Annotated in this window: 12 protein-coding genes; 7 read left to right on the forward strand and 5 right to left on the reverse strand. The window is 38.0% G+C overall.

Translation table 11 applies throughout. The annotated features are described in order from the left end of the window. Positions 1 to 143: 143 nt before the first annotated feature. The 4 genes from H3Z82_RS08335 to ccsA all read left to right on the forward strand — a co-directional run bounded on the left by H3Z82_RS08335 (position 144) and on the right by ccsA (position 9787). Positions 144 to 4103, forward strand: coding sequence for an AsmA family protein (locus H3Z82_RS08335; RefSeq protein ID WP_182204746.1), 3960 nt, complete (start codon positions 144 to 146; stop codon positions 4101 to 4103). A gap of 356 nt (positions 4104 to 4459) precedes the next feature. Beyond that, positions 4460 to 5059: a cytochrome c nitrite reductase small subunit gene (gene nrfH / locus H3Z82_RS08340; protein WP_182204749.1), complete on the forward strand. Its 600-nt coding sequence runs from the start codon at positions 4460 to 4462 to the stop codon at positions 5057 to 5059. Between the two features lie 12 nt (positions 5060 to 5071). Further along, positions 5072 to 6571: an ammonia-forming cytochrome c nitrite reductase gene (gene nrfA / locus H3Z82_RS08345; RefSeq protein ID WP_182204751.1), complete on the forward strand. Its 1500-nt coding sequence runs from the start codon at positions 5072 to 5074 to the stop codon at positions 6569 to 6571. Positions 6572 to 6634: 63 nt separating this feature from the next. After that, positions 6635 to 9787, forward strand: coding sequence for a cytochrome c biogenesis protein (gene ccsA / locus H3Z82_RS08350; RefSeq protein ID WP_235982410.1), 3153 nt, complete (start codon positions 6635 to 6637; stop codon positions 9785 to 9787). Positions 9788 to 10014: 227 nt separating this feature from the next. Here ccsA and H3Z82_RS08355 read toward each other — a convergent pair whose 3' ends face one another. The 5 genes from H3Z82_RS08355 to H3Z82_RS08375 form a co-directional block, all read right to left on the reverse strand. Continuing rightward, positions 10015 to 10173 (reverse strand): hypothetical protein, encoded by a 159-nt coding sequence (locus tag H3Z82_RS08355; RefSeq protein ID WP_182204753.1) that lies wholly within the window; start codon positions 10171 to 10173, stop codon positions 10015 to 10017. Beyond that, the gene (locus tag H3Z82_RS08360) at positions 10163 to 10498 is read right to left on the reverse strand and encodes a PIN domain-containing protein (protein WP_220459151.1); all 336 of its coding nucleotides are present in this window, start codon (positions 10496 to 10498) and stop codon (positions 10163 to 10165) included. Before H3Z82_RS08360 ends, H3Z82_RS08355 begins: the two co-directional genes overlap by 11 nt. 197 nt (positions 10499 to 10695) lie before the next feature. Next, positions 10696 to 11301 (reverse strand): bifunctional nicotinamidase/pyrazinamidase, encoded by a 606-nt coding sequence (pncA, locus tag H3Z82_RS08365; RefSeq protein WP_182204756.1) that lies wholly within the window; start codon positions 11299 to 11301, stop codon positions 10696 to 10698. Positions 11302 to 11455: 154 nt separating this feature from the next. Beyond that, on the reverse strand, positions 11456 to 12853 hold the full coding sequence (locus H3Z82_RS08370) for a nicotinate phosphoribosyltransferase (protein ID WP_182204758.1): 1398 nt from the start codon (positions 12851 to 12853) through the stop codon (positions 11456 to 11458). Positions 12854 to 13191: 338 nt separating this feature from the next. Next, complete coding sequence (locus H3Z82_RS08375) at positions 13192 to 14730, reverse strand: bifunctional metallophosphatase/5'-nucleotidase (protein WP_182204761.1); 1539 nt, start codon at positions 14728 to 14730, stop codon at positions 13192 to 13194. Between the two features lie 240 nt (positions 14731 to 14970). On the opposite strand from H3Z82_RS08375, the gene H3Z82_RS08380 reads away from it, so the two are divergent. The 3 genes from H3Z82_RS08380 (at position 14971) to meaB (ending at position 17575) form a co-directional block, all read left to right on the forward strand. Next, complete coding sequence (locus H3Z82_RS08380) at positions 14971 to 15669, forward strand: DUF4382 domain-containing protein (RefSeq protein ID WP_182204763.1); 699 nt, start codon at positions 14971 to 14973, stop codon at positions 15667 to 15669. Positions 15670 to 15905: 236 nt separating this feature from the next. Next, positions 15906 to 16481 carry a DUF2911 domain-containing protein gene (locus H3Z82_RS08385; protein ID WP_182204765.1) on the forward strand — a complete coding sequence of 192 codons (576 nt, stop codon included), beginning with the start codon at positions 15906 to 15908 and terminating at the stop codon, positions 16479 to 16481. Between the two features lie 17 nt (positions 16482 to 16498). Further along, positions 16499 to 17575 carry a methylmalonyl Co-A mutase-associated GTPase MeaB gene (meaB, locus tag H3Z82_RS08390; RefSeq protein WP_182204767.1) on the forward strand — a complete coding sequence of 359 codons (1077 nt, stop codon included), beginning with the start codon at positions 16499 to 16501 and terminating at the stop codon, positions 17573 to 17575. The last annotated feature ends 65 nt before the right edge of the window (positions 17576 to 17640 follow it).

A 17640-nucleotide genomic window follows, 5' to 3' on the forward strand; every position in this document is an offset into this window, starting at 1 on the left:
AGTTTGGAAAATCATATATTTTTTATCAGCGCAATCCGCCGTGACCATTGCAAATCCAGATTCTCTTGCCTATGTTTAAGAGTATTTTCAACCTAATGTTTTCCAACCCAAATTTTCTCCTTATTTTTCCATAAATTTCGACTTTGAAAACCCCAATAGGCAAGACCAAAAAATCTACAAAGCGACAATGGCTTAAAAGAATTTCTATAGGCTTAATTGTCCTCATGCTATTGCCTTTTGGTCTCTTTACTATTGGTTGGCTCAATCGGGATAGTGTTATTGACGTACTCCAAGAGTGGTATGCTGAAAACACTTCAGGAACATTGACCATTGGTAAGGTAAACGCCCGGTTTTTAAGTGGTTTCCCCAATGTCAGTTTTACGCTCAAAGACATCACGCACACCAATAAAGATTCAGTTTCCGATCAGGTCTCAAGTCTTCAGATCGATGAAGCTAAGATGGTAATAGGTGCCGGAAAATTATTGAGGGGCCAGATTATTTTTAAAAATATCGCTATCAAAAATGCCGAATTCCATTCAGAAGTCATCTCAGACAAACCCTTAACATATCACCAGCAATTAAAAAAAGACAAACAACAAGCAAGGCAAAAAGGTTTTCAATTACCCAGTTGGGTCAATCCTACTGGCGCAAATATCTTATTGGACAATGTCAAATATGTTACCAAGGATAGTGTTTTAAACAAATACTTCAATCTTCACATACATAAAATAAAAGGAGCGTTTAAAGGGGATGACTTGAAATTACAAGGAAACTCTGAGATGGATATCACCGTCAATAACTTAGGATTTAACACTACTAAAGGCAGTTTCTTCAACGGTGCCATTGTAAAGGGAGACTATAAATTTACTGTAGATTTAAAAAACAACCGTATAGAGGTTCCAGAATTCCCACTCAAAATAGATGACCAGACCTTTCAATTAAGTGCTGACTTTGATCTTTCAGACATCACAGAATACAGGTTTGCACTGCAAAACGCCAATACAGATTTTAAAGCCCTTAAAGGTTTACTTACGGATAGTATTTCGGCGAAACTCAAAAGTTATGAGATCCAAAATCCCTTTACAACCAATCTCAGGCTATGGGGTAAATTTGCCTATGGAAATAATCCAGATATCAATGCCGAATTTTCTACCACAAACAACGCGGTGCTCATTGCTGATAAATTCTATTTTAAGCAAACATCCTTTAGTGGCAACCTGACCAATGATCTCTATAAAACGGATAGTTTAAAACAAGAAAAAAGATCTGTGAAAGACTTTAAAATAAGCTTTGATACAATTAATGCGAAATTAGAGACCGTACAGGTTGACATCCATAATTCCTATTTTCAAAGTACACCGGAAGCCTTAAATTATATAGACGCCAAAGTACGATTAAATGGACATAACGAAGATTTAGCAGCCATTATCGAAACCGACAATTTTGATTTTAAGGATGGAAAGTTTCTTTTGGATGCACACTTTTCTGGTGATATCCTCAATCCTTTCGAATTTCTAAACAAAGCTACGGGCCTATTCAAACTGGACAATACACGAGTCGTCCTTAAAAAAAACGGACTGCAATTGCCAGTACAGTCTATCACGGTTTTATTGGAAAGGGAAAACTCTATTCTAAAGGAACTGACTATCAACCTTCCCAACGGTGAGGATTTAGTTTTTAAGGGAAACTTAAAAAACATCGCTGGCATTTTATCAAAAGCACCTATAGTTCCTACAACGAGTCAGATTTCATTGAACTCTAAAAACCTAAATATCAATGATGTGATTGCCATGGCGAAAAGATTTGTGCCAAAGTCAAACACACCGGTGGACGATAGAAGAAATCTCTATGAAACCCTTGACGCTATTTACAGCCAATTTCATCCGCAGTTTAAAATCAACATCGGTTCCTTAAAGTATGATGATGTGGTTATTACCGATGTAAATTCAAACCTGGAATTGGTCGATTCGGAAACCATTGTATTAGAAAATTTTAATTTCAAATATGATGAGGCCCTAACCAAATTAAAAGGAAATGTTCGGGTTCACGGTCCACAAAGCAATCTCAAAAATGCTGTATATATGAATGCTGAGGCCAGTTCAAATGGGCCCATTTCTGTTTTTAAGGATTTATTCAATATTGAACTTTTCAGAATAGACTCAGGTGATTATAATTTTAACGGACACGTTACCGGCAATGTAAAAGAAATCAGCGAGCTTCTGAATAATGCCGTAGGTGATCTGACCTTGACTAACACCAGTCTCCATTATGAACCTGCTAAAATGGATATTGGTATTGACTCATTATCTCTCTTTGTGAATGATTCCAATATTCTGCTAAAAGAATTCAATTTGGAGATTGACGATGTTCACTCCATAAATCTCGATGGAAGCATTAAACAATTTCCGATTTTTTTATTAGATGATAAGGAAGGGCCAAGCTCAGTGTCTTTGAATCTTACCGCACCGTTTATTGATGGTGACGACTTATTGACAACCATAAATTCATTTAAAAATGAAGATTCATTAAAGGTTCAAAAAAACAAAAAAGGATTACATCACCTCTTTGAAGATCTTAACAGGTTCAATCCGAAGATAACAATAGCTGTGGATTCTTTAAAATATAAGAACTTAATCACTGAAAATATCAAAGCCGAAATACATTTTGAAAATGATTCCATTCTTAAACTTGCCCATTTAGATATGCATTTTAAAGAAACCGTGGCCAATGTATATGGTCAGGTGAACGCACATGCCAGTCAGATTGAGTTGCGGAAAGACAATCCATTTGATCTCGATTTTTCGGTGAAGGTCAAAGGGAAATCTGAAGATCTGAATGATTATTTGAAGACCACCAATTTTGTATTTAAATCGGGTGATTTTGAATTTATCGGCAACTACAAAGCAGAGTCCAAAGAACTGAAACTGTTGAATGCCGAGGGATTTGGAGATCTCAAAATGGCGGGGACTGTTGTAGATTTCAGAGCGGCTGGGCTTCAATTTCCAGTGGATAGTTTGCATGTTGAAATCAATAACGATATAGCAACGCTAAAAACACTTGATATCCAACTACCAGGAAAAAGTGAGGTCTATTTTTCAGGAACAATTGACAATTTTTCCGGATTTATCAATGGACCACAGGATATCAATCAGCACAGTTCAAGTTTCTCCATTTACGCGCCGTATCTTGACACCGAGCATATTAAGGAATTTATTGCAACCTCAAGCCAAAACAATCAACCGACGGATTCTTCTTCGTTTGATTTACAAAAATGGAAGACCACCATGACGGAGATCAACAGTTCATTTTACCCAGATATAACCATCGTAATTGACACCTTAAAGCACGATAAATTCAATATCACCAATTTTGGTTCAGAACTTCTGTTTGAAGAAAACAATCTAATGATTGAGGATATGCGGTTCAATAGTTTTGGGGGTACACTAGCATTAGACCTCGCATTGGGAATTGAACATGCCGTGAATACTCCAGTGGCAATCGAAATAAACGTTGATAATATTCGGCTTCATGAGTTTCTAAAGAGTGTGAATTATTTTAATAACGATGATTTAAAGCAGGCTGATAGCATTAATGGCCTTTTAAATTACACGATAAAAGCAACCGTGTTGTTGGATGAAAATGGGCAGCTGAACATGAATTCCATGAATGGCGTTCTTCATTTTGATCTTAAAAACTTAGCACTTTATAATTATAAATCCCTCATGGATGCTATTCCGCTGATGCGGGATGAGCGTTTTAAAAACCTGAGATTCCAACCTATTGTCCAAACATTACAGATAAAGCATGGCGAGGTTATCATTCCGAGAACAGAAATCCAGTCGTCAGCCATCCATTTATTTGCCGAAGGCCGATTAAAACTGAAAGAATATATGAATATCTGGTTATCTGTGCCGTGGAGAAACCTCAAACATAATGATGGCTTATCTTTACCCCAAAAAACTACTTATGACGATGCGGGAGCCAAATTCTTTTTGCAGTTTATTCAAGACAAAACTAGTGAAAAGGAGCGAAAGCAAAAGCTGAAAGTAAAATTTAAATTAGGAAATAGGAAATTAAGAAAAATGCGGGAGGACTCAAAGTAAAATCCGATGCAGCTATTTGGCAGCAGTATTTGAAATTGACCAAATAGCCGATTTTTTCCATAAAAATAAAAGCATTTTAAAAATGTTCTATCTTTTTAGAACGATTCTAAATCAGTCAAAACTGAAGATAAAAAAGACTCATTATTTATCTTTGACAAAATAATTTCCCATCTTAGATACAGAATATTAACCAATTAGAAAATTGAAAGACGTTGCAAAAAATAATTGCTTGCTTAACTTTTCAATAATTATTTTCGCTTGAGGGATTTTTCATACATGTTTTTTAATAAAATATGATGAATATCAGTTAAACGAATAATCTATTTGGTTATTTTTAACATACAATTCACAATGGTATGAAGTTTAACTTAAAAATACTTCCGGAAAAAGGCTCTTCTTGGCGCACATTTGCAGTGTTTGCAATTGCTGTTGTAATGGGCATGGGTTTTTTCCTAATGCGTGAAGCTGAAGTGGTCTCTTACCTATCAGACAATCCGCAAGCCTGCGTAAATTGTCATGTTATGACCCCTGTTTATAACAGTTGGATGCACAGTTCCCACAGAGAATGGGTGTCTTGTAATGGTTGTCACGTGCCGCAGGACAATATTTTTAACTCCTATTATTTTAAGGCTAAAGATGGTTTGTATCACTCGGCTGTTTTTACGAGCAGGACAGAGCCAGATGTCATTACCATGCGTGAAGCCTCAGAAGAAGTTGTTCAAAATAACTGCATCAGATGCCACGTACAACAAGTAACAGAAGTTAAGTATGATGGTTGGCTCGATAATCACAGAGAAAATCGTACCGAAAGAGCCTGTTGGTCCTGTCATCAAGAAGTGCCACACGGCCGTATCCACGGACTATCGACCGTCAAATATAATATCGCTCCATTACCAACTGATCAAGATGAAATGGTCATCCCCGAATGGTTGGCAAAAGAAATTGAAGCACAATAAACCGTAATTATTATGAAAAATAAAGTTCTCTTCATCGTCACAATTGTAGTCGTCTTTTTATTAGGATTACTGGCATCAAGTATTATAAATAGAAAAAGTGAGGCCAAATACAAATATGTGCCAAGTGTAGTCATTGGAAAAAATGAACCTCGAAATGAAGAATGGGGTAAAAACTATCCAAGAGAGTACCAATCGTATATGAAAACCGCCGATACGTCTTTCCGTTCTTATCAAGGGGGTTCTGCCATGGTTGATATGTTGGAAGAAGATCCGAGAATGGTATTACTTTGGGCAGGCTATGCGTTTTCAAAAGATTACAATCAAGGTCGTGGCCACTATTATGCTATTGAAGACATCCATAACACTTTACGGACTGCAGCTCCTGAGAACAAAGAAGATGGGCCTATGCCAGCAACTTGTTGGACCTGTAAAGGTCCTGATGTACCGCGTTTAATGGATGAGCACGGTGTTGGAGAGTTTTATGCGGGAACTTGGGCAGAAAATGTTTCGGAAGTGGTCAACCCCATAGGATGTGCAGATTGCCATGATCCGAACAATATGAAATTGCGCATTACAAGACCGGCATTAGTAGAGGCTTTCCAGGCTATGGGTAAAGACATCAACAAGTCAACCCACCAAGAAATGCGCTCATTGGTTTGTGCACAATGCCACGTGGAATATTATTTCAACAAAAACAAACCGGGACATGAAGGCACAAATTATCTGACGTTCCCATGGGAAAATGGATTTGCGGTTGAGGATATGGAGAAATATTATGATGATATTGAATTTTCAGATTGGACACACGCTATTAGTAAAGCGCCAATGCTTAAAGCTCAGCATCCTGATTATGAAATTTTCCTAACTGGAGTCCACGCCGACCGTGGTGTATCTTGCGCCGATTGTCACATGCCTTATAAGAGTGAAGGTGGTCAAAAGTTTACCGATCACCATTTACAATCGCCTTTAAACAATGTTGCCAACTCATGCCAAGTGTGTCATAGAGAAGAAACAGCAAAACTTATTGCCAACGTTTATGACAGGCAACAAAAGTCCAATGAAAACAGAATCAAGTTAGAAGATGTTTTGGTAAAAGCACATATTGAAGCAGGGAAAGCCTGGGAGCTTGGCGCAACAGAGGAGCAAATGAAAGATATCTTGATGAACATTCGTCATGCACAATGGCGTTGGGATTATACAGCTGCTTCTCACGGTGGTTCGTTCCATTCACCTGTAGAAATAGGGCGCGTATTGGGTAGTGGTCTCGCCGAAGCTCAAGAAGCACGCGTTAAACTGGTACGTCTCTTAGCTACTTTAGGACATAATGAGCCGGTAGCAATGCCGGATATTTCAACTAAGGCAAAAGCACAGGAATACATCGGACTCGATATGGATCAATTGAAAAAAGATAAAGAAAATTTCAAATCCAACGCGTTACCAAAATGGCTGGAAGAGGCAAAAGCCCGAGAAGCTAAAATGGGTTCCGATAAAGTAGTAAGCTCCAAAAATTAACCATATCCACAAACGGATTAACAAGTTCTATAACGGCTTTTTTTAAAAGCCATACCATTCCCTATGAAATTTATTTATCGTTTTTTTTCGTCTTCCGTTTTAGCTTTACTTTTACTCTTAATTTTTGCGGTAGCCATGGGTGCCGCGACGTTTATTGAAAATGATTTTGGCACAGATACCGCTTGGATCAAGGTGTATGATGCGCTTTGGTTTGAATTGGTCATGGTTGGTTTGGCCTTATGCTTTCTTGCCAGCACCTTCAAATACAACTTATGGCGAAAGGAAAAATGGGCCATCCTTCTTTTTCATCTCTCCTTCATCATTATCATCATTGGTGCCGGAATTACACGATATGATTCTTATGGTGGCATCATGCGAATTAGGGAAGGTGAAAGTTCCAACACTATTATTTCAGATAAAAACTATTTACAAGTTCATATTTCCAACGGCAATAAAACAAGACATCTACAAAAGAAAAAGGAGTTTTCTCCACTAAATGATAATAGCTTCACCATCAATACGGATATTGAAGATACGCCTGTAGTCATTTCCTTAAAGGAATTTGTTGCAGATGCCTTACCGGAAATTGTTGATGATCCAGAAAATGGTATTCCCTTATTACAAATGGTCACCACTTCCGGCAACGGTAGAGAGACGCTATTTCTTAACAAAGGAGAGGTAGAGGTCATCGGTCCGCACAAACATAAAGTAGGCTTTGAAGCGCAAGAAGAAGGAATTATTAATATCACCGAAGATAACGGAGAATTCAAGATTTGGGCACCTCACCCACTCGACTTCTTTGTCATGGCCGATCAAAAAGCTGGCGTTATTAAAGGAGACTCGCTTCAGCCTATGTCGCTTAGAACTTTATACCGACAGGGCGATTTATCTTTCGTTCCTCTTTCATATCACCCGAATGGTAAAATGAAGTTGACCAGTTCCTCAGAAAAACCACAGGATAATGATCCAACCAAAGATGATGCCGTCGTGCTAAATGTGACCGTTGGAGATAAAACCGAAGAAGTCATGCTTCTTTACAGAAAAGGTTTTCTGCCTACCACTCATGAGATTATTATTGACGGGATAAATCTTAGTTTTTCTTATGGCGCCATGCCCATTGAAACCCCCTTCGCCATTAAGTTAAATGATTTTCAATTGGAGCGTTACCCAGGATCTGAAAGCCCATCGTCTTACGCCAGTGAAGTCACTGTTTTAGACGGTGATACTGAGATGCCATTCCGAATCTATATGAACAATGTTTTGGACTATGGCGGATTTAGATTTTATCAGGCCAGTTATGACACCGACGAAAAAGGTACTCTGCTCGCCGTAAATCATGACGTTTTGGGCACCGCAGTAACCTATATTGGTTATTTTTTACTGATGATTGGCATGTTTTTTACCCTGTTTGGGAAAAGCACCCGCTTTACCATCATCAGCAAAAAATTAAAAAAACTGAAACAAATTACCTCGATTCTGCTGATTGGTCTATTCAGTTCTTTTACAACATTTGCACAAGCACCGATGCAAAGAGACTCGATCCCGTCTGTAACTGACTTGGTGAAAGCTCAAGAAATTGACAAGCAACATTCCGATTTATTCGGACGTATTTTGGTTCAGGACATCGATGGACGAATTAAACCTATCAATACCTTAGCTTCAGAGTTTTTACGTAAAATTTATGGTAAGACTACCTTTACCTATAAAACAAGCGAGGAAAAGATTAAATTGGATGCCAATCAGGTGTTTTTGGCAATGCACGTTTCACCTGGAGCATGGCAGAAAATTCCCGTCATTAAAATAGAAGCCATTAAAGGCGGCGATTTTTTTAAGCCCCTTAAAATTACAGATGATGGTTATATCTCCTTTGATCATTTGATCAACCCAGAAGGTGATTATGTCTTGGCAAAAATGGCGGAAGATGCGCACGCCAAAAAACCTGCTGAACAAAATGAATTTGATAAGGAAGTCATTAAAGTTGATGAGCGCTTTAATATACTGTTCAATATTTTCTCTGGAAACTATCTGAATATTTTCCCAAATAGTTTAGATGAAACGGATAAGTGGTTCAGTTATACCCACCACTTCAACGACTTCCCTCCAGAAGATGGTAGATTTGTTCAAAATATCACACGGACCTACTTTAACGATATTGCCGCTCATAACTGGGCAGGAGCTACCGATAAACTTTCTTATATAGACACCTATCAATCTACTTTGGGGAAAGACATTATCCCTTCCGAAGAACGAATTGAAGCCGAATTGTGGTATAACCAAATGAATCTTAACTTTTGGCTGTTTCAGACCTTTTTCACTATTGGTTTGATCATGCTGATATTGGCACTTTCTAAGATATTTGTTCAGAATCGATTTATAAATATCCTTTGGGATATTCTCGTGTTAATTTCATTGATCAGTTTCTTGATATTTACAGGGAACATCCTGCTACGTTGGTATATTGCCCAACATCCACCATGGAGCAACGGCTATGAAATGATGGTTTTTGTTGCTTGGGTGCTGATGCTCTGCGGATTGATGACCTTTAGAAAATCTGATTTCTCACTGCCATTGGCAACCTTATTTACGGGGTCTCTACTATTTGTAAGTTACCTCGATTGGTTAAATCCGGAGATCACCAATTTAATGCCTGTTTTAAAATCGTCGTTTTGGCTCAAGGTTCACGTGGCGACGATTGTCAGTAGTTATGCACCCTTGGCATTATCAGCCGTATTGGGTTTTATGGCCTTGATTTTAATGATTATCAGAACGAAAAAGAGCGCCTATAAAATTGATATCCGCATTAAAGAACTCACCTATATCAATGAAATTTCCATGACCATTGGCTTGTTTGTATTGACCATCGGAACATTTTTAGGTGGCGTTTGGGCCAACGAATCGTGGGGACGTTACTGGGCATGGGATCCAAAGGAGACTTGGGCATTGATTTCAATCATTATCTATGCGATCGTCTTACACTTACGACTCGTTCCGGCACTTAAAAGTCGATTTACCCTAAACGTGGCCAGTGTATTTGCATTCGGTTCCATTATAATGACCTCATTTGGGGTGAACTACTATTTAACAGGCTTGCACAGTTATGCTGCGGGCGACCCTATCCCTGTTCCAAAGTTTATTTATATACTAACGGCAGTTGTAATTGTGGTATCCATCATAGCTTATATAAGAGTGCGAAAGCCGAAAAAGAAAGTGGGTTAATGTTAAATAATTGCATAAAAAAACCTCTCAGTCCCGATAGCTATCAGGATGAGAGGTTTCTTTTTTATCTAAATTACAGTTCATGTAATTGAGCTTTGACATGTATCGGTAGCAAACCTGTCCAAATAAAAATTGGTTATGGGAAATCCCACCTACAACGCTTTTTAGTGTGAAGGATTTTCTATGTATGCAAAGAAGACCTAAGCCATAACTAACACACGTATTTGCTATGCACTTGGCTTAACTCGATCTGGTTTCATTCGTTGTTCTCTAAAGTAGGCAACAATTTCTTCTTTCGTCATTTTGGATAATTTAGCATCCAATTTGTCCTTAATTTCACGAGCCATTTTGACGGTGTCAAATTTTTTTTCTTTTTTAGTTTCCATAACTCATTATGTCTCTTGGAGAACGTATCTCCAATGGTTTGTATCCATTTTTAATATTTATCAAGTTATAACCTCTAATTCGCTGAATATTTACAATATGTTTAAAATTCCAACTAACGAGTAAATCCACTTGATTAATTGTAGCCAACGCGATGTGAAGACAATCGGAATAGCTTGTCTTACCAACTACGTTTTCTTTAATATATTCTGCCGCAAGCTCTACAGCTTCATCAGTTTCTTCAACGAATTCGGTATCTTCGCTTTCGATTCCGCGAACTAATTGACGAACCTTTTCTGGTGCCAACTCTAACTCTCCCTCGAGCATTGTAGAAAAAACAATTGTAAATTCCCCTTTATTTAACCTTCAAATAATGGTTTCGTGAACTCTTGAAATTCATCGTCAAAATAGCCACCAAAAACTGATGTGTCCAAATAAATCCGTTGTCTTTTCATTCTATAAATTTACGAAATTCAGTGTGATGTTCAATTTTAGTACAATTTCTATTGCTTCGCGCCTAACTACTAAATATCTTCGGAAGAAATTATTTGTATGCCCAGATATTCCATCTTCTTTTTTAATTCTTCATGTTTATTTGGATCCAATGGTTGAGAAGCATCTTCAATAAAGAAACAGGCAAAACCTTCCTTAAAGGCATCGTAAGTGGAAAAATAAACGCAGATATCGGCTGCGAGTCCGCATAAAAAAAGTTGGGATACGCCTTTCTCTTTTAAATAACCGGTCAATCCGGTCGACTTTAAATGGCCGTTATCATAAAAGGCACTATAGCTGTCAATTTCCTTATCCGTTCCCTTTCTAAAAATCGCTTCCCATCTTTGAGTATCAAGATCCTTGTGAAACTTTGCGCCCTCAGTGCCCTGTACACAATGATCTGGCCATAATGTTTGTGGTTTCCCATGAATTTCGATCTCATCAAAATGGGATTTCCCTGCATGATTGGAGGCAAAACTTACGTGATCTTGCGGGTGCCAATCTTGGGCCGCAACTACCAAATCAAATTTATGTTGGATATTATTGATCACCGGAACAATTTTATCGCCATCTGGAACCGCAAGCGATCCTCCAGGCATAAAATCGTTCTGAACATCAATTATAAGAAGTGTTTTCATGTTTTTATATGATTATAAGCTATTTTTCGTAAAGTTAAATAAACCTACTATTTATAACAACCCAAAGGCATTCGTAGTTAGTGAAATGTTTACCTCTAAATTAGTGACCATGCATGATCACGATAGCCTTGGGGACGTGTCCAAAAAGTTCGATTCAGAATTTGTGCTTTTGAACCAGGCTATCACGTTCTTTCTTTAGATCTGTGCTCAAACCTATTTTGTAAATGTGCGGATTCTGAAATCGTTTGTATTCCTCTGGAAGTTGCTCCAATCGAGATTTTGAATACTCTGCAATCTCACTGACCGTTCGTGCCGGCATTACTTTTTTACCGTTTTCCATTACCTTCTGAAGTAAAGGTTCGTGTTCAAAACGCGTGAGTTCCAAACTCTTGTTTGCGTCAAATGAATGTTCCATTCGCGCTACATTTTCCTCATCATACATGGCAACGGCATCTGCACCGTAAAACATGCCATTTTTATCCAACATTCTGTACACCTGTTTTTTTGATGGTAGGGAAACTTTAATAATGTTTTCAGAAAGCTTGATCCGTGGTTCGCCGTTGTATTCAGACAACTTATAAACGCCATCTATTGCTGCATCAGGCTTTCCGGTCACCAGGTTTGTTCCCACACCATAGATATCAATAGGTGCGCCCTGTTCTTTTAAACTTTTAATGACATATTCATCCAATTGGTTCGAGGCAACAATTTTTACATAGTTTAAATCGGCGTCATCCAACATTTTACGTGTTCTTTTTGCGAGATAAGCCAAATCCCCACTATCCAATCGGACACCCAATAACTGCTCTCCACTGCTCTCCATTTCCTTGGCCACCGTAATAGCATTTGGCAATCCACTTCTAAGCGTGTTATAGGTATCAATCAGTAGGACGCAATTTTTTGGTCGTATTTTTGCGAAATCCCGAAACGCCTGTAACTCATCTTCATAACTCTGAATAAAAGAATGCGCCATGGTACCTGAAGAGGGAATGTCGTAATCCTCCGCTGCTTTCACATTACTTGTACTGTCAAAACCACCAATAATGGCTGCCCGTGACGCATAATAGCCTCCGGTAGCATGGGCGCGGCGTAGCCCCATATCCAAAAGCATTTCTGTTTTAGCACTATGGCGAATCCGACTGGCCTTTGTAGCAATTAGAGTCTGAAAATTTAGAATATTCAGCAGCATCGTTTCTATGATCTGTGCTTCTATAATATTCGCTTCAACCTGTAGAATGGGACGGTTTGGAAAAACAACATCTCCTTCTAAACTTGATGAGATATTCCCGCGGAATTGAAAATCTTTTAAATACTCCAGAAAACTTTTTTCGAATCCGTGTTGTTCCAGATAGGTCAAATCGGAATCAGAAAATTTTAAGGTTTCAAGGATATTCAAGACATCCTCCAGTCCCGTAAAAATAGAATATCCGCCGTTAAAGGGATTGTTTCTAAAATAATAGTCGTAGACCGCTCGTCCGTCGGGTTTGGTTTTAAAATAGACCTGAGCCATGGTCAGTTGATAGAGATCAGTATAAGAAGCTGTAATGTTCATTAGAATTTGATTTTAATTGAGAAGTTTAGTTGTTAAGATATTTAAAATACGAATGATTTTCTCATAAGATTTTCGAAAAAACAAAGGGAACAAGTTATATAAACATTGTTCCCTTTGCAAATCATAATCCTTCTTTTGGCATTAACGCTTTTGAAGTGATACGGGTATATTCTCAGCTAATTTTAATAATTTAAGCACCCCGTTATGATTGTTTTATAAATATACAAAAAAAATAGATATCTTTAAATACCGATTGAAAATTTAACATAAGTTTTTTATATGGTTCCAGAGTCATTCTTCCGCCAAGTAAACTGAATTGTTGTCGGTTTTCTACCTTTCTAGTTCTGTAAACTTTTCAAGTATTGCACGAGCGCCAACCGAATGTCAGATTGAGGATGATCAATAGAGGTTTCAATAGGATAAACTTTAATAATATCAGGGTGATTATCTTTTAGAAAATCTAAGTTCGTTTCCATACCAGTAAGCAGGAACCCTAACATAGCAACCCGATAAACCTTTCCATTCTCTATATGATCTTCTCCAACACCCCATTTATTATCAATCTTTTTTATGGTTGAATTCCGCAATAAATAGCCGCCACTACCTTTATTACTTTCACCAACTCCTAAAATCTCTTTTAGCAGACTTCCTTTCATGTCAACTTCTCTAATTTCTCCACCAAAAGGCATAGCTCTTAAGATATCATATTGAGAAACCGGCGCATATAAAATATCATCAACCCGGATTGCTCCCGCATTGACAAGTACGACATCAGCCAAAGGCGCAGCAACTTGAACAGCGTTTACCACAAGTTCGGTTAAATTGCTTGGTTCTGACCTGATTATAATCTCCCTACCTTCAAGAGGCTCACTTTTTTCTATAACAATATCCGTAGCATCAAAACCTAAGGAACTGTAGTTAGCATTGGCAATTCCTTCCCATTTTTCAACTACGGTATTGGTGTGGGGATCAAGCGGAATGTCTTCATTAATATACCTTAATTTTGGAGACACTTTTAATTCACCTGTATTCTTATTTAATCTCATCGTATTCACATAAGCCGATTTCGCATTGGCATGGGCCTTGGTAATGTACACATCCCCTACTTTCTCAAACTGCATATCATGTTCATGCCCTCCCATAATCAACCCTAAGGTCGGAATTTGCTGGGCAAGTTTAATGTCATCCTCAAGATCCAAGTGCGTTAAGGCGACCACCACATCAACAGAATCCTTTAGTTGATTATATAAGTTTTTAGCAGTTGACATTGGGTCTGTATAATGCACATAAGACGCTTTATTAAAAGGCAAAGTCAACCCGATAATTCCAATTTTGGCCTGAGTACCATCGGCATCTGATACATTTAATATATAGGTTTCTGGAAATGCTGTTGTAGAATTTTTGAAAAAAGGCTGAACCGCATCACCAGTTTTGTGGAACGTATTTGAAGACACCCAGGTAAACCTGGATTCATCAATTCGCGACTGAAGTTCACTTTCTTTAATATCAAATTCGTGATTGCCAAAAACAACAAAATCCATTTCAGCAGCGTTAAGTGCTTCTACCATCTGCTTACCACGTATACTCTTTCCTTCATATTTCAAACTATTATAAATGGATGGACTTACAAAATCACCACCCATAACCAGAAATGTATTTTCATTTTTTGCCTTTTCCTCCTTCTTTAAACTGGCAACACGTGCAATTCCACCTTCCTTCCCTCCAGCTAATGGTGCAATTTCATAAACGTCATTGACTTGTACAAAAACAATATCGATTATACCATCGTCTTTTAGTGCGGTGTTTTTCTGAACTACTGAACAGGAAGTTCCAAACAATAAGATTACGAGCAACAGTAGCGAAAGTTCTTTTTTCATGAGAGTATAGTTTTATGCAAAATAAGCATTTACATTGTTAATCAAAAACTTAGAAGTCAACCCAGACTTATAAATGAGAAATAAAGATTCATAAAGCAACGAACATAAGGTCATTAAAAACCCAATAGTGTGATAAAAACAAAGTCTTGTAACAAAAAATCTTTAGATAGATTTAACATTCCTAGCATACTATTTGCATTTTAACACGTTCTTACTAGATAACCTATAAAGTTTAAAACTATGAATGTATTAAAAAAAATGAAATTTGGCGTTGTTGCACTTTCCATGGCAACTGTATTTACCGCCTGTTCATCAGATGATGATTCAACAAACGTCCCTAATCAAGGTCACTTAAAAATTGCTGCTAAAGCAAGTTATAGCCCCGTGGCTTCTCGCGGCGTAAATAGCGTAAATCTCGGAGAATTCTTAGTGAACTTCAAAGAAATTGAACTGGAACTTCAAGATGGTTTTTACGATAGCGATGATGACATTGAATTGAAAGGTCCTTTTGAAATTGATCTTTTTTCCGGAAACAGCGTCCAATTGGTAGACATCGAAATCCCAAATGGCATCTACGAAGAAATTGAATTTGAATTTGATAAAAGCGAAAACCCTAACTCTGACTTGTTTGGGAGAAGCATGCAAATGACCGGTGAAATTAACGGACAAGCTTTTATTTTTTGGCATGATTTTGAAGATGAGATCGAAATTGACTACGAAGACAGTGAGCAGAAGCTCGTAATCAATAATGACACTAAAGAAGTGGTTATCAACTTTGATCTCAATGCTGTACTGGGCATGGTTGATCTTTCTACCGCTACCGATGGTGATGGTGATGGAGTAATTGTAATTAGTCCAGAAGATATGGATGGCAATAATGATTTGGCAGAAGCAATAAAGGAAGCTTTTAAAGTACAAATTGATTTATTGGATGATTAAGAATCAGTAATCACGTATTAATAATAACAACTGCTCGGAAAGCTTATAAAGCTGCTTTCGAGCAGTTTTTTTGTTTAATAGATGTAGAGAACTGATTTTCGAGTGATGACCAATGTCATTTTAACTTTCTTTTTAAAAAATAAGAGCAACTTTCCATAAAACAACGTTAAGTACTTTAATGAGCAATCTTTTATAATTATATTTATGCCAAGTTTCAAATCCATGATCCCTTATTTATGAACAAGTTTCTAAAACGTCTATTGATTATCCTTGCCTTTGTAGCAGTGGGTTTATTTCTATATTCCTACTTTGTTGAAGATATTTTCTCCAAACGAATGAGTCCAAAAGATGTCGTAAAATTTGAATTAAATGACACCAAATTGGAAGTGCTCTATAACAGGCCTTATAAAAAAGGTCGAGAGGTGTTTGGCGCTTTGGTGCCATATAACCAAGTTTGGCGTACGGGAGCTAATGAGGCCACTACTTTTACTACCAATAAAACGCTAATCGTCGACGGTATTTCTGTGCCTAAGGGTGTTTATACGCTTTGGACTGTACCTAACGACAGTATTTGGAAAGTTTATTTCAATACCAAGCAATATCCGTGGGGTGTTGATGAACAAATGCGACCGATGCGCGAACCAAAATATGATCTTTTGGAAGTTGATGTTCCTGTTATTGATATTGACAGTACGGTGGAACAATTCACGATTGCTTTTGACAACACCGTAGATGTTCTAAAAATGACCATGGCATGGGACCACACTAAAATTGAAGTTCCTATAGAAATCAGCAAAGAGCAACCGCAATAGGCTAAATATCATCTATTTTGACCAAGAAAGGCAAAACCTCAGCACTGCATGAAAACGAAGGTGTTTCTGAACCGGAAGCGACCAACAAAAGTGCTATTGCCGCCATTAAAAACAGACGCCAAAAACAACCTTCTGTAGCCGAACTGGTCAAAGGTATATTAGCCCAGGATCGTACAGCGCTCAGTAGGTCAATAACTTTGGTGGAAAGCACCAACCCGCAGCATTTAAAGAAAGCCAATGCAATCATCCAACAGTGTCTCCCTTATGCCAACACATCCATTAGGATTGGCATTACTGGGGTTCCAGGGGTTGGGAAAAGCACTTTTATTGAAACTTTTGGAACTTATTTGACTTCTAAAGGAAAGCAAATTGCTGTTTTGGCCGTTGATCCGAGCAGTACTGTGAGTCGCGGTTCTATCCTGGGCGATAAAACCCGAATGGAAGATTTGGTCAAGACCGACAACGCCTTTATCCGACCCTCTCCTTCAGGCACTTCACTTGGTGGCGTGGCTCGAAAAAGCAGGGAAATTATTATTCTTTGTGAAGCCGCTGGATTTGATACCATCCTTATAGAAACCGTTGGCGTTGGACAAAGTGAAACGGCAGTCCACAGCATGGTAGATTTCTTTTTATTATTGAAATTGGCCGGTGCAGGTGATGAATTACAAGGCATTAAACGAGGCATCATGGAAATGGCTGATGCGATCGTAATCAATAAAGCAGATGGCGATAATCTTAAAAACGCCAAAACCGCCAAGGTTGAATTCAATAGGGCGCTCCACCTCTACCCACCTAAAGATTCTGGATGGCAACCCAAAGTCTTACTTGCAAGTGCCCTTAAAAATGAAGGTATCCCAGAGGTATGGCAGTTGATTGAAGACTATCTGAAGTTAGTAAAAGAAAATCAGTTTTTTAATTATACCCGGAACGAACAAAACAAATTTTGGCTGCTCCAAACTATTGAAGACCGACTGAAAACGGACTTTTACAATAACCCTTCCATTAAAAAAGAATTGAAACACCAATTGGAATGTATTGAAAATGGTGAAACCACACCATTCGCTGCTGCAGAACTCTTGCTGGGCTTAAAGTAAATCTCCACGAATGTTTTAACGGATTTCTCTGTAAGCTTGATGGTGGGTTGTGGATTGTAGTGGAT

It is taken from the genome of Gelidibacter maritimus, assembly GCF_014062315.1.
Taxonomy (GTDB): domain Bacteria; phylum Bacteroidota; class Bacteroidia; order Flavobacteriales; family Flavobacteriaceae; genus Gelidibacter; species Gelidibacter maritimus.

Coding starts and splice junctions, on each gene's coding strand:
- nrfH (WP_182204749.1), top strand. CDS start 4,460: ATGAAGTTTAACTTAAAAATACTTCCGGAAAAAGGCTCTTCTTGGCGC.
- nrfA (WP_182204751.1), top strand. CDS start 5,072: ATGAAAAATAAAGTTCTCTTCATCGTCACAATTGTAGTCGTCTTTTTA.
- ccsA (WP_235982410.1), top strand. CDS start 6,635: ATGAAATTTATTTATCGTTTTTTTTCGTCTTCCGTTTTAGCTTTACTT.
- H3Z82_RS08355 (WP_182204753.1), bottom strand. CDS start 10,173: ATGGAAACTAAAAAAGAAAAAAAATTTGACACCGTCAAAATGGCTCGT.
- H3Z82_RS08360 (WP_220459151.1), bottom strand. CDS start 10,498: ATGCTCGAGGGAGAGTTAGAGTTGGCACCAGAAAAGGTTCGTCAATTA.
- pncA (WP_182204756.1), bottom strand. CDS start 11,301: ATGAAAACACTTCTTATAATTGATGTTCAGAACGATTTTATGCCTGGA.
- H3Z82_RS08370 (WP_182204758.1), bottom strand. CDS start 12,853: ATGAACATTACAGCTTCTTATACTGATCTCTATCAACTGACCATGGCT.
- H3Z82_RS08375 (WP_182204761.1), bottom strand. CDS start 14,730: ATGAAAAAAGAACTTTCGCTACTGTTGCTCGTAATCTTATTGTTTGGA.
- H3Z82_RS08380 (WP_182204763.1), top strand. CDS start 14,971: ATGAATGTATTAAAAAAAATGAAATTTGGCGTTGTTGCACTTTCCATG.
- H3Z82_RS08385 (WP_182204765.1), top strand. CDS start 15,906: ATGAACAAGTTTCTAAAACGTCTATTGATTATCCTTGCCTTTGTAGCA.